The 13,644-nt window shown below is 56.8% G+C and carries 10 protein-coding genes; 3 read left to right on the top strand and 7 right to left on the bottom strand.

Translation table 11 applies throughout. The features are described 5' to 3' along the window. Positions 1 to 12: 12 nt before the first annotated feature. The 7 genes from yhdP to csrD form a co-directional block, all read right to left on the bottom strand. On the bottom strand, positions 13 to 3,816 hold the full coding sequence (gene yhdP / locus WM95_RS23260) for an AsmA2 domain-containing protein YhdP (RefSeq protein WP_063409291.1): 3,804 nt from the start codon (positions 3,814 to 3,816) through the stop codon (positions 13 to 15). Between the two features lie 42 nt (positions 3,817 to 3,858). Next, positions 3,859 to 5,328, bottom strand: coding sequence for a ribonuclease G (gene rng / locus WM95_RS23265; RefSeq protein ID WP_010436156.1), 1,470 nt, complete (start codon positions 5,326 to 5,328; stop codon positions 3,859 to 3,861). Continuing rightward, the gene (locus tag WM95_RS23270; protein WP_023309398.1) at positions 5,318 to 5,911 is read right to left on the bottom strand and encodes a Maf family protein; all 594 of its coding nucleotides are present in this window, start codon (positions 5,909 to 5,911) and stop codon (positions 5,318 to 5,320) included. Before WM95_RS23270 ends, rng begins: the two co-directional genes overlap by 11 nt. 9 nt (positions 5,912 to 5,920) lie before the next feature. Then, complete coding sequence (gene mreD / locus WM95_RS23275) at positions 5,921 to 6,409, bottom strand: rod shape-determining protein MreD (RefSeq protein WP_023309399.1); 489 nt, start codon at positions 6,407 to 6,409, stop codon at positions 5,921 to 5,923. After that, complete coding sequence (mreC, locus tag WM95_RS23280; protein ID WP_023309400.1) at positions 6,409 to 7,425, bottom strand: rod shape-determining protein MreC; 1,017 nt, start codon at positions 7,423 to 7,425, stop codon at positions 6,409 to 6,411. The genes mreD and mreC overlap by 1 nt, the downstream gene beginning before the upstream one ends. Positions 7,426 to 7,487: 62 nt before the next feature. Further along, positions 7,488 to 8,531 carry a rod shape-determining protein MreB gene (gene mreB / locus WM95_RS23285; RefSeq protein ID WP_000913396.1) on the bottom strand — a complete coding sequence of 348 codons (1,044 nt, stop codon included), beginning with the start codon at positions 8,529 to 8,531 and terminating at the stop codon, positions 7,488 to 7,490. 282 nt (positions 8,532 to 8,813) lie between these two features. Next, positions 8,814 to 10,754, bottom strand: a complete 1,941-nt coding sequence (csrD, locus tag WM95_RS23295) for an RNase E specificity factor CsrD (protein WP_063409292.1) — start codon at positions 10,752 to 10,754, stop codon at positions 8,814 to 8,816. Between the two features lie 182 nt (positions 10,755 to 10,936). Between csrD and acuI the strand changes: the two genes are divergently transcribed. The 3 genes from acuI to msrQ all read left to right on the top strand — a co-directional run bounded on the left by acuI (position 10,937) and on the right by msrQ (position 13,590). Continuing rightward, a complete protein-coding gene (acuI, locus tag WM95_RS23300; RefSeq protein ID WP_063409293.1) occupies positions 10,937 to 11,911 on the top strand; it encodes an acrylyl-CoA reductase (NADPH) in 975 nt (324 codons plus the stop codon). Between the two features lie 77 nt (positions 11,912 to 11,988). Then, positions 11,989 to 12,990, top strand: coding sequence for a protein-methionine-sulfoxide reductase catalytic subunit MsrP (gene msrP / locus WM95_RS23305; protein ID WP_032659657.1), 1,002 nt, complete (start codon positions 11,989 to 11,991; stop codon positions 12,988 to 12,990). Then, on the top strand, positions 12,991 to 13,590 hold the full coding sequence (gene msrQ, locus WM95_RS23310) for a protein-methionine-sulfoxide reductase heme-binding subunit MsrQ (protein WP_063409294.1): 600 nt from the start codon (positions 12,991 to 12,993) through the stop codon (positions 13,588 to 13,590). It abuts the gene before it with no gap. Positions 13,591 to 13,644 lie beyond the last annotated feature (54 nt).

Genomic DNA, 13,644 nt, shown 5'->3' on the forward strand with positions numbered 1-13,644 from the left:
GCCCACGTCAAATCATTGCTGTGCATCTTTGCGCGGCTGGCGCAGCACCTCGTTAATCTGCGGTTTATCTACCGGACCGGTAATGCGGTAGCGCAGAATGGAGACTTTGCTCCACAGCGGACCCAGCACTTTGCTGGCGGCAAACACCGCCGCACCGACAATCGGGTTCACCACAAAGGCCGCCGCCACGCCCACGCTCGCGGAAATTTCCGGTGCCACCACGGCTTCCATATCCAGCTCGCGACGCACGAGGTTAACTGAGCCTTTCATGGCGATATCCGCTTCCAGGCCATCCACCAGCGTATCGTCCGTATGCAGAACGCCGTCCTTAATCCATGCCGTACTGCGGATGGAATCGTAGTAGAAACCTTCGCTGAACGTATCGCTGAAATCGAAGCGCAGCTTGCGCAGCAGCGCATCAAAACTCAGCAGGCGCAGGATCTGCCCGGCGCGCCCCGTGCTCACGTCGGCAATTTCACCTTTGCCGAAGCGGGTTTTCAGAATACCGTTCAGCGAGGCTTCATCAGGCTTCCACGGGGCGTCACGCCAGTGAAGATCGTAATCGACGTCAAATGACGAGCCGCGCAGCGGCGTGCTGATACCAAAGAAATTGGCTGCCGCATCCAGCTTGTTGCCTTTAATGTCACCCTTCAGGGAAGTTCGCTGCTCGCCCGGGTTATTCACCCATTCCCCTGCGGCCGTCATGCGGCCAAAACCGGTATCAACCAGGCCACCGGAGAGCGTAAGCGTATTTGCCTGGATGGTGAAATCGCCGTCGATACGGCCATATTTCTGCCCCCACAGCCAGCACTCCGCGCAGCGCAGCTGGAGATCGGGCCAGCCGCTAAAATCGACGCGGGAGACATTACTCAGCGGCGACGTCTCTGCCGGTTTATCTTTCCCGCTCGCGGCGCTTGCCGGGTTGTAGTAGAGGTAGCGGATCGCCGCCTGCCAAGGCGCGTGATTGCGCATGGTCAGCGTGCCGTTGATCTCCCTTCCCTGGGCCTCCACCTTCGTGCCGTTAGCGCCAGGCCGCGAGACAATGCTCAGGTTGTTCCACTGCTGCCCGCCCAGCATCAGCGACGGCGTACGTACGGTAATGGCTTGCGGGAACTGGGCGGTTTCATCAACGTTTTGCCCAACGCCTTTCTGGAACAGCGCCAGCCACTCTGCGCCGTCCATCGGCGGGAGATTCAGCTCAATGCCAGCCTGCTCCGGCAGAGGCGGCGTGGAGCGGCTATCCGTTGTCCAGATGGCTTTGTCGAGGGTGAGCTTGCGGTTAAGCAGCCAGCGGCTGTTGAAGTGGTTTGTCCCGCCCGCGCTTCCGGTCAGCGCGAAGCTGTTCAGGTTGCCATCGACGTTCAGCTTTACCGGCAGGGGCTGTCCGGCCTGTTTATCCAGCGGCGCAGGCAGCTGGCTCTGAAGGTTTTTCAGATCGCCCGTGATGTCGACCTTATACCGGGCGCCCGCGTGATAAGGCAGGTCAATTGCCACTTTGCCCTGCCAGGCGACCGCGCCCTGCACTGATGCCTCAATGGGCTTCGGCAGGACGTCCATGCGCGCTGGCTGCCAGTTACCGTCCAGATTGACGGCCACCTGATAAGCCTTTTCACCCTCGGTGGTCGTGAAGTCGATATTAACGGGCTGATTAAACCAACTGGCCGTAAGCGGCTCGCTCTTCAGGTTACCGTTGTCAAAGCTGAACTGCCCGCTGAGATTTTTCAGCGTGCTCTCAAGGGGTTTGATGAACAGACTGTTGTTCTTCAGGCGGACGTCACCTTTGGCGGTGGTCATCTCTCCGTCCAGCGGGATATCAAGATGTAAGCGAGCATTCACATCGCCATCAAGCTGTAGCTGCTGGAGCGTCGCCGCCAGCGACTCTTTCAGGGGCGTCTCCTCAAAGTACGGTCCCACCGCTTTGCCCGGACCGTTGATGTCAGCATCAATCAGCAGCTTCTCTTTGGAGTAATCCGGGATGTTGGCCGTCAGGTTGCTGGCCGTCACGCCGCCCAGCACCACGCTGTCGGACTTCATCCATAGCCCGTCATTGAGGAAGTTGAGCTCGATATCCAGGTCTTTCAGCGCAGGCCAGCCGGGCTGGAACGCAAAGGTCGCGTTATGCAGCGGTACCAGCACCTGGAACTGGCCTTCATTATGTTTGTACGGGAATAGATGCGGGTTACCGCCGTACACTAGCGTGGCATTGTCCGCCTGACCGCCCTGAATCGCGCCGCTGAGATAGTCCACCAGGGCTTTTCCCATCAGGTTTTCCGGGAAGTAACGCCAGGCCTGTGAGCCGTCATCGGTGCTGATCCCGGCCAGAATGCCCAGCCACGGCTCATCGCCTTCAGGCTGCAGATAGCGGAAATCGCCGCGCGCGTGCACCGCTTTGGCTTTCACATCGATATGGCGGCCATCAAGCTGGAAACCCTTGTCGTTACGGAGCCAGTTAAGCACCGCGCTGCCCTGTTCGATTTCCAGCGGCGCGCGGAAGACCGTCTCGTAAGGCATTTTGGCGTCGTGCATATCAACCGTCAGCCTGCCGTTTTCCACGCTGCCTTCCAGCTTGCCGCTAAAGTGCTCCGCCCCCGGCAGCAGCTTCCACTGCTTCCAGGCAAGATCTTTCCACGTTGCCTGGAAGCGGGTTTTTTCCGTCGCCTGGAGCGGGATATCCAGCCCCAGAGCATCGATCGTCCCGCTCGGCTGCGTTGCCAGCCAGATCTCGCCCAGGTCCGGAGAGAGCTTTGCCGCCATCGAGCGCAGGCCTTCAATGGCCGCCAAATCGAGGTTGCTGGCGCGGATGCGCAGCTCGTCGCTGCGTTTACTGGCCGTACCGCCGACGTCCTGCTCCGGCATCCAGGCCAGCGTCAGCGCACCGCGCGGCCACGACTTGCCGTCCATGGTGATGCGCGTATCCGGAATGGCAAACTGCCAGCCCTCTTTCTCCTGCGTCACGTGCGCGGTGAGGTTATCGACGGAAAGCTGATGCTGCTGTTTTTCGCCTTTCCAGCTGGCCCCCCCCTGCTTGAGCCAGATATCGCCGCTGGCAAATTCGCCTTTGGTCAGGGTCAGCCAGCCTTCAAGGCTGAAACGGGCAGTCTCCAGCTGCATATTTTGCTGGAGCCAGTCGCCCAGCCATGGCTTCACGTCAACATCGTCGGCCTGCAGCCAGACTTTGCCGTTGTTTAACAGGCCGTCATCGTCCCGCAGATCCATGCGCACCTGCATCACGCCGTGCTGGCCGTTCAGGCTTGAGAGATTGACCTGCCCCTCGGCGCGGTGACGTTCTTTACCGTTGAGCCAGGTCAGCTGAGGGATCGCCAGTTCGGCGCGCTGGCCGGAAAGAGTAATGAAGCTCACTTCGCTGTCGCGCAGATCGAAGTGATCGAACTGGCGGAGGAAAAGATCGCTGAAGCGGTTGGCTTCAAGACCCTGACCGCTATCGCCGCCGGACAGCGGCGTATTGGTCAGGAACTGGAGCTGATAAAAGGTGAGATCGCGAAACTGCCAGCGCAGATGCAGCAGGCTTTGCCAGACGTCCAGCGCCAGGGTCACGCGTTTGATTTTCAGGTGGCCGCCATCTTTCAGGCTGGCGTTGATATCCCGGACATCAAGCGTCGGGCCAAAATTCTGCCAGTTAGCGCTTAGCTGGCTTACGTTCACCGGCACGCCGGTGGTGGATTCAATTTTAGCCAGCAGCTGCGGACGCCAGCTGTCCAGATGCGGTAATACGAGGCGTAGCCCGCTCACGAGCAACGCGACAATCACGACCAGCGTTGCCCCTGTAAGCAATAAAATCCCCGGCAATCGCCTCACGCATCTCTCCTTGTCAGCTTTCGTCACGCAGCGTACTGCGTCTTACATCATCACGACGTCAAACTGCTCCTGGTTATAGAGCGGTTCAATTTGTACTTTTACCTGTTTGCCGACAAAGATTTCCACTTCCGCCAGCGCGTGTGACTCTTCGCCTTTCAGCGCTTCAGCCACCGCAGGGGAAGCATAGACCAGAAAACGATCGGAGTCGTAGGCATGATGAACACGGACGATTTCACGCATAATTTCGTAGCAGACGGTCTCAACCGTCTTTACCGTTCCGCGTCCATGGCAGGTTGGGCATTCATTACACAGCACATGCTCAACGCTCTCGCGGGTACGCTTACGCGTCATTTCCACCAGCCCCAGCTGTGAGAAGCCGTTAATGCTGGTTTTCACGCGGTCTTTGCTCAGCGCCTGCTCAAGCGAGTGCAGCACGCGGCGACGGTGGTCTTCATTACTCATATCGATGAAGTCGATGATGATAATGCCGCCCAGATTGCGCAGACGAAGCTGGCGCGCAATCGCCTGCGTGGCTTCGATGTTGGTGTTGAAGATGGTGTCATCCAGGTTGCGATGGCCGACAAACGCGCCGGTGTTGATATCAACGGTGGTCATCGCCTCGGTCTGATCGATGATCAGATAGCCGCCTGACTTCAGCTCGACCTTACGCTCCAGCGCGCGCTGGATCTCGTTTTCGACATCATAGAGATCGAAGATCGGCTGACGCCCTGAATAATGCTCCAGCAGGCCGGGCATCTCCGGGATGTACTCAGCGGTAAATTCCAGCAGCGCTTCATAGGTCAGGCGCGAGTCCACGCGAATGCGGTCAAGCTGCGCATCAGCAAAGTCGCGCAGAACGCGCTGAGCAAGCGCCAGTTCACCGTAAAGCTGGTAGCGGGTCTGGTTGCGTTTTTTACGCTCCATTACCTTGGTCCAGACGCGCTTCAGGTAAGCCGCATCCGACGCGAGGTCTTCTTCGCTGATCCCTTCCGCAGCGGTACGGATGATAAACCCGCCCTGTTCATCGCAGTAGGCGCTGACCACTTTCTTCAGACGCTCGCGCTCGGTTTCGCTCTCAATACGCTGCGAAACGCCCACGTGCGACGCGCCGGGCATAAAGACCAGATAGCGGGAAGGTAAGGTGATGTCGGTGGTCAGACGGGCGCCTTTGGTACCGAGGGGATCTTTCACCACCTGCACCATCAGATCCTGCCCCTGACGCACCAGTTCAGAAATATCGCGCACGGCAAACTGCTTTTGCTCTTCGCCCGCGACGCACTCGGTGTGCGGCATGATATCGGAGGCATGTAAAAACGCCGCCTTATCCAGTCCAATATCTACAAAAGCCGCCTGCATACCCGGTAGTACACGGCTGACACGACCTTTGTAGATATTGCCTACTATTCCGCGCCGCGCTTCACGCTCAATATGAATTTCCTGAAGAATGCCACCATCAATATAGGCCACACGGGTTTCCGATGGCGTTACGTTTACCAACAATTCAGCCGTCATAATTATCCCTTCCCTCACGCAGTGAGTTAAAATTGCTCAGCAACTCATACGTTTCCACCAGCGGTAAGCCGACTACGGCGTGATAGCTGCCATTAATCTTCCTGACAAAACAGCCACCCAGCCCCTGAATACCGTATGCACCTGCTTTATCCATCGGTTCACCGCTGGCAATATAAGCGGCGATGTCGTCGTCGGTAAGTACTCTGAACGTCACTTCGGTCACCACCAGGCAATCCAGCACGTGCTGGCGGTCAGCCAGCGCGACGGCCGTCATCACCTGATGCGTTTGTCCGGACATTTTGTGCAGCATGCGCGCCGCATGATCGGCATCGCGCGGTTTCTCAAGCACTTCACCGTTCAGAATAACGATGGTATCTGCTCCCAGCACGGGAAGATCGCGTGGCACACTGGCCACGCCCGCCTGCGCTTTCTCGCGCGCCAGGCGAGACACATACTGTTGAGCGCTTTCGCCCTCAGCACGCTTTTCTTCAATGCCGGTAACGATGCGTTCAAAAGAGACCCCTAGCTGCGTCAGGAGTTCCTGACGGCGCGGGGAGCCGGAAGCGAGATACAAAGACGTCATAGAAACCTTTTATTGCACAGCAAACTGCTGGCGAACCTTACGCATCAGCAGGAATAACCATGGCCAGAGCACACCGTTTACTACACTACTCCAGAACACTTCCGGTCGGAAAGAGACGTTGATCACTAAAAACTCTGCCCAGAAAACAACGATATCCGCAGCGAGCGACAATAACATCACCACCAGGGCCTGTTGCCAGAGCGCAAGGTTACGAAAGAGCTGGAATTTGAGTGCGACGAGGTACGCAATAATGCTCATGGACAAGGCGCGCACGCCAAGCGTAGAGCCGCTAATGAGATCCAGTATGGCACCCATCACGAAACCTGTGCCGACATTTACGCGATGCGGCAGGGCAAGGATCCAGTAGAGTAAAATGAGCAATACCCAGTTTGGCCGGAAAACGAGAATGTCATCCGGCCAGGGCATCACTTGCAGTAACAGTGCAATGAGAAACGAGAGCCAGATGACCCAGCGCCCCTGGCTACGATAGCTTGCCACTACTGCCCTCCCGAAGAGAGTTTAGGCGGTGGCGGCGCATCCGGCAGCGGCTGCGTTAACCCTGTTGCCGGCGCCGGAACTGGCGCAGGCGGCCCCATGGAATCCGCAGGCGGGAGAACCTGCGGCATCATCTGCATCAGGCGCTCATTTGCTACGCGATGCACCTCTTCAGGCGTCATCGGGTTAGCACCGTTACGATCGGCGCCCCACAGCAGCAGCAGATAGCGCAGACGCTGCAACCCGGCGGTTGGACGCGCCTGAATCACGGTATAGGCACGCTGGGTGTCCAGCTTGACCGAAGAGACCACCGCAACCGGATAGCCTTCAGGGAAGCGTCCGCCCAGGCCGGACGTGACCAGCACGTCGCCCACGCGAATATCCGTGTTAGCCGGCAGATGTTCCAGCTGCAGGTCGTCCGTACAGCCGTTACCGGCCGCAATCACGCGGATGTCGTTACGCAGGACCTGGATCGGCAGCGCATGTGTGGCATCGCAAATCAGCAGCACGCGGCTGGTCAGTTTGGCCACGGCAACAACCTGGCCCACGACGCCCTTATCACTGATAACAGGCTGACCTTCATACACCCCGTTCACGCTCCCTTTGTCGATCACAACCTGATCGCTGTAGGGGTCGTTCACGGTGGAGATCACCTGCGTGACCATTTTCTGCTCATCCTGACGCAGCGGCGAGCCGAGCAGTTCACGCAGACGCGCGTTTTCCTGCTTGTATTGCCCCAGCATCAGCAGTTCGCTGTTTTTCAGCAACAGTTCCTGACGTAATGCCCGGTTTTCGAGTTCGAGTTGGTCTCGCGAAGACAGCGTTTGAGAAACGGAGTCGAGCAGTTCACGGGGACCATTTGAAACAAAGTAGAAAGGACTGACGGCGGTATCCATGTACGTTCTGATCTGGCTGAACGTACCGAGGCGGCTATCGGCAATAATGACCCCAAGCGCAACCAGAACCGCCAGAATAAGGCGAAACTGTAGCGATGGGCCACGGCTAAAAATTGGCTTCATAGGCTATGCGTATTCTCGCGTCAGAGAGAAAGGGTAGCAAATTGCTACCCTCTCAAACTCGACTACTCTTCGCTGAACAAATCGCCGCCGTGCATGTCGATCATTTCCAGCGCCTTGCCACCACCACGGGCGACGCAAGTCAGTGGATCTTCTGCAACTACGACAGGAATACCTGTCTCTTCCATTAACAGGCGGTCGAGGTTACGCAGCAGCGCACCACCACCGGTCAGAACCATACCGCGCTCGGAGATATCGGACGCCAGCTCTGGTGGGCACTGTTCCAGCGCAACCATTACCGCGCTCACGATGCCCGTCAGTGGTTCCTGCAGAGCTTCCAGAATTTCGTTGGAGTTCAGGGTGAAACCGCGCGGAACACCTTCAGCCAGGTTACGGCCACGAACTTCGATCTCACGCACTTCATCGCCCGGATACGCAGAGCCGATTTCGTGTTTGATACGCTCTGCGGTGGCTTCACCAATCAGAGAACCGTAGTTACGGCGCACATAATTAATGATGGCTTCATCGAAGCGGTCACCACCAATACGTACGGAAGAGGAGTACACCACGCCGTTCAGAGAGATAACGGCCACTTCAGTGGTACCACCACCGATATCCACCACCATAGAACCGGTAGCTTCGGAAACTGGCAGGCCCGCACCGATGGCCGCAGCCATTGGCTCTTCAATCAGGAATACTTCACGTGCACCTGCACCCTGGGCAGATTCACGGATTGCGCGACGCTCTACCTGGGTTGCGCCAACCGGCACACACACCAGAACACGCGGGCTTGGACGCATGAAGCTGTTGCTGTGAACCTGCTTGATGAAGTGCTGAAGCATTTTTTCAGTCACGAAGAAGTCGGCGATAACGCCGTCTTTCATTGGGCGAATGGCGGCGATGTTGCCAGGGGTACGACCCAGCATCTGCTTCGCGTCATGACCCACTGCAGCCACGCTTTTCGGCGAGCCTGCACGATCCTGACGAATGGCCACAACGGAAGGCTCATTCAATACGATGCCTTGTCCTTTTACATAAATAAGGGTATTCGCGGTACCCAGGTCAATGGACAGGTCATTGGAAAACATGCCACGAAATTTTTTCAACATACTAAGGGATAATCCTGAAAGCTGGGGCGGAAAACAAAATCCGCTTACTTTACCAACCACACGCAGCAGCGACAAGGCGCAAAAATCATCTGCAACGGTGAAAATTTGTGCAGCACGTTTCCTGATGTTACAAAATCATCCCCTGACTCCCTCAGGGCTGAGTAAACAGTAGCGTTCCCCACTGACGTTTGTAACCCGTTACAGGTCGTTCACTGGCTTTTTGCTCGACATACTCAAAGCTACAGGCGCGATATTCTACGTGAAAACAGCGTAAACGGCAGGTCAAACAGAGTATCTTTGCAAATATTTTTTCACGTTGGTGTCAAGCGGTTGAGAGGCAGCAAAAAAATCCCCCTGACCGCCCATCACGCCGCGCGCTGTTAACATCTGCCATTCGCTTCTGGAGCGCACGCCCGTGGCAAATACTTGTGTTCGCGTACCCTTGCACGCTTCTACCAGACTCTGTACCAGCAGCTGGTTTTCCGTACGCTTCTCAATATTCCTTACCAGCCCCGGATGTAGCTTTAATAACTCTACATCCAGCTCCTTGATCCAGTTGGTGCTGACCAGCGTTAAACCTGCCTGCGTCACAGCGATACGTGCACCGAGCGCATTGATCAAACGTACCACCGGACGTAACCGGCTGATGTGTTGACCTACATCGGCCTCAGCAAGTTCAAAAATAATGTGTTTACGCTGCGATTTTTCGCATTGCATTAACGTATCACGAAGCCAGCGCTGAAAACGTGGGCGTATTAACGACTCCACGGTGACCTGCAACGCCAGGTTTTCTTCAGGCCAGAAGGATAAAAACGGAATCAGCCGGGTAATTTGCTGGCGGTCATACTCTTCGGACAGGCCAAATTGCAGCACCATCGGCAGATATTCCGCAGAGATGACCTCTTCGGTGCCGTCAAAAATACGACACATCAGTTCACGGTGATGAACGTTGCCGTTTTTCATGACTGCGGGTTTTTGATAAATACGTGGACCGCCGCGGCTAAGCATTTGCTCAATCAGCGTGCGCCAGCGCACGTTGCCGCGCCCTTTTTCCGGCAGCGAGTCATCGTAAACCGCCCATCCGTTGGCCCCCTGCAACACGGCGTTGCGGGTAGCGGCTTCCGCATGTTCCATCACCTGCTCGGTGGATTGTCCGCCACGCCAGGCGCAGATCCCCATGTGGACCATATCGTCCCTGTCGAGCATTTTGCTCTGCGGCAGCGCATCTACCGCCTTCAGCAGCTGGCTGGCGATGCTTTCGGATTCCTTTAGCGTACGATGAGGCAACAGCACGGCAAAGTCGCTGCGGTGATAGCGGGCCAGCAGCGCGCCCGGGTAGCGCATAATAAAGGTGGAGAGCAGGTTGATCAGCGTAAAGAGGTTTTCTTCCGCGGCCCGCTGTCCCCAGGTGTCGCGCAGGAGATCGAAATCGGGCAGGCGAATCATCATCACCACCCCGTGAGTCCCCACTTTCTCTGAATCGTCGAGCAGCGTGGCGAGCTGATTATCAAAGAAAAGACGGTTGTTAAGGCCGGTTTTATTATCCTGCGCCGCATAAGAGCGGATCAGCGTATCCATACGGCTGCGCTGATCGCTGGCAAACTGGATTTCGGAGAGCAGGGTATCGAGCGCGCTGCTGGCGCGTGACGGCCACTCGTGAACGGAGCCACGCACCTGCGGGCCGCGTTCACCGTTCAGGATCCGCACGGAGCGCATCTCCAGCAGCTCCTGACCGGAAAGCTGGCGGCGCAGCCAGCGGACCGCGAGAAAGATCAGCAGGACGATAAACGCAACGGCGACGGTGAGCGGCGCGGTGGTCATCATGGATCGGAAATAGCTGGCCATCGGATCGAGGTAGACCATGCGTATGGTCATCCCCGGATTTTTAAGGGAATGCACCGTCACTTCCCGATACTGGCTTACCACGCCCGCAGGGCGATAGCTTCCCGGTCGTTCGTGGCTTAAAACACGATGCTTTCCCTGCAGAATGTCGATCTGAACAATATCAACAGGTACCATCAACTCATCAAGCTCACTGGTGAGCGTTGGTAGCGGCGTCGTTAGCAGACGAGTATCAATCACCGAGGCAACAGACTGTACCCGGTTAACCAGCTTGTCCTGAATGGCGGTGTAAAAACTCAGGGAACAGCCCAGAAGCGTGACAAAAATGGTAAGCCCCGTCAGCAAGGTGATAAAAGCTGAGAACTTCGTCGTTAATCGCATCCTTGAGATTACTCCGTGGGTTGATGGGGTAGCGAGTGAGCGCTAACTTGCATTTCAAATGCGGCATACTACCAAATCGGGTGTATCTGGCAATTTATTGCGTTAAATCGGCACTGCGTTTCCCTGAGCGAGTATAGTCTTCAGAAATTATTTTCCAATCATATGAGTCGAGAGGACCCCGTATGCAGGCTTTGATCTTAGAACAGCAGGACGGCAAAACGCTTGCCTCAGTGCAGCCGGTAGAAGAGAACCGCCTGCCGGAAGGCGAAGTAACCGTCGACATCGACTGGTCCAGTTTAAATTATAAAGATGCGCTGGCTATTACCGGTAAGGGTAAAATCATCCGAAATTTCCCTATGGTGCCGGGGATTGATTTCGCTGGCCGGGTTCATACCAGCGAGGATCCGCGCTTCCATCCAGGCCAGCATGTACTGCTCACCGGCTGGGGCGTGGGTGAAAATCACTGGGGCGGGCTGGCAACGCAGGCGCGCGTGAAGGGCGACTGGCTGGTGCCTGTGCCGAAAGGCATGGATGGCCGCAAGGCAATGATCGTCGGCACGGCAGGCTTTACCGCCATGCTGTGCGTGATGGCGCTGGAAGATGCGGGTATCCGCCCTGAGTCAGGGGAAATTGTCGTCACCGGTGCCAGCGGCGGCGTGGGCAGCACGGCAGTCACGCTGCTCCACAAGCTGGGCTATCAGGTCGCTGCGGTTTCCGGCCGAGAAAGTACCCATGACTATCTGCGCCAGCTCGGCGCCAGCCGCATTCTCAGCCGCGACGAATTTGCCGAAACCCGTCCGCTGGAAAAACAGGTTTGGGCAGGGGCGGTGGATACCGTCGGCGATAAGGTGCTGGCAAAAGTCCTGGCGCAGATGAACTACGGCGGATGCGTGGCAGCCTGCGGTCTGGCCGGCGGATTTGCCCTGCCAACCACCGTGATGCCATTTATTCTGCGTAACGTACGCCTGCAGGGTGTGGATTCCGTGATGACCCCTGCGGCCCGTCGTCATGAAGCCTGGGAACGGCTGGTGCGCGATCTGCCGGAATCTTTCTATACCCAGAGCGCAACGGAGATAACCCTCAGCCAGGCGCCGGAATACGCCAGTAAGATCATGGACAACCAGTTCCACGGTCGTGCGCTGGTGAAAATCGCCTAATCTTCAAATTTTCGTGACATATTCGCGCGAATCCCTCTCCTCCGTCATGCTTAGAAAAACGCATGACGGAGGATGCCATGAAAAACCGAAAACTGACGGAAGCCGACGTAACGTCTGAGTCTGTCTTTATGTTACAGCGCCGCCAGATCCTGAAAATGCTTGGCATCAGCGCCACTGCCCTGACGCTCTCTCCGGCGGCACACGCCGACCTGCTCGACTGGTTTAAAGGCAACGATCGGCCAAAGGCTCCATCCGGCGCCCCACTCACCTTTACGAAACCGGCCGAATGGCAAAACAAGCTGACGCTCACGCCGGAAGATAAAGTTACCGGCTATAACAACTTCTACGAATTTGGTCTCGATAAGGCCGATCCTGCCGCCAACGCGGGGAGCCTTAAAACCGATCCGTGGACGCTGAAAATTGATGGTGAAGTGGCGAAACCCCTGACGCTGGACCACCACGATCTCACTACCCGCTTCCCGCTCGAAGAGCGTATCTATCGCATGCGCTGCGTGGAAGCCTGGTCGATGGTGGTGCCCTGGGTCGGCTTCCCGCTTCATAAGCTGCTGGCAATGGTTGAACCCACCAGCAATGCGAAATATGTCGCTTTCCAGACGCGCTATGCGCCTGACGAGATGCCCGGGCAGAAAGATCGGTTTATCGGCGGCGGGCTTGAGTATCCGTATGTGGAAGGGTTACGTCTCGACGAAGCTATGCACCCCCTTACCCTGCTGACCGTTGGCGTTTATGGCAAAGCGCTTCCGCCGCAGAACGGCGCCCCCATCCGTTTAACCGTACCGTGGAAATATGGCTTCAAAGGGATTAAATCTATCGTCAGCATTAAGCTTACCCGCGAACGTCCGCCAACCACCTGGAATCTGGCGGCCCCGGACGAATACGGCTTCTTCGCCAACGTGAACCCGCACGTGGATCATCCGCGCTGGTCGCAGGCAACCGAGCGGTTTATTGGTTCCGGCGGTGCGCTGGACGTAAAGCGCCAGCCGACGCTGCTGTTTAACGGCTATGCGGATGAAGTGGCTTCGCTTTACCGTGGTCTCAACTTACGGGAGAATTTCTGAGTGCGTTTAACGGCAAAACAGATTACCTGGCTGAAAGTGCTGCTGCACCTGGCCGGGCTGCTTCCTTTTATATGGCTGTTCTGGGCCGCCAGCCAGGGGCTCTTTAGCGCAGACCCGGCAAAGGATATCCAGCATTTTACCGGTCGGATGGCTCTGAAATTTTTGCTGGCCACCTTGCTCGTCTCGCCGCTGGCGCGCTACGCTAAACAGCCCTTATTGATACGCACCCGTCGGCTGTTAGGGCTATGGTGTTTTGCCTGGGCGACGCTGCACCTCACCAGCTACGCCCTGCTGGAATTGGGAATTAACAATCTGGCGCTGCTTGGCCGCGAACTGGTGACACGTCCTTATCTGACGCTGGGTATCTTGAGCTGGGTGGTTTTACTGGCGTTAGCGCTGACATCCACGCAATATGCGCAGCGAAAACTGGGCAGGCGCTGGCAGCTTCTGCATAACTTCGTCTATCTTGTCGCGATCCTCGCTCCCATTCATTACCTGTGGTCGGTGAAGATCCTCTCGCCACAGCCGATCCTTTATGCACTGGCGGCCGTGGCGCTTTTGGCATGGCGTTACAAGAAGTTCCGCCAGTGGTTGCGATAGTTCGCGAAACTGTGCGTTTTCCCGCAGATTACCCGTCAACCGCAAATCTTTTTC

This window comes from Enterobacter cloacae complex sp. ECNIH7 (assembly GCF_002208095.1).
Taxonomy (GTDB): Bacteria; Pseudomonadota; Gammaproteobacteria; order Enterobacterales; family Enterobacteriaceae; genus Enterobacter; species Enterobacter cloacae_M.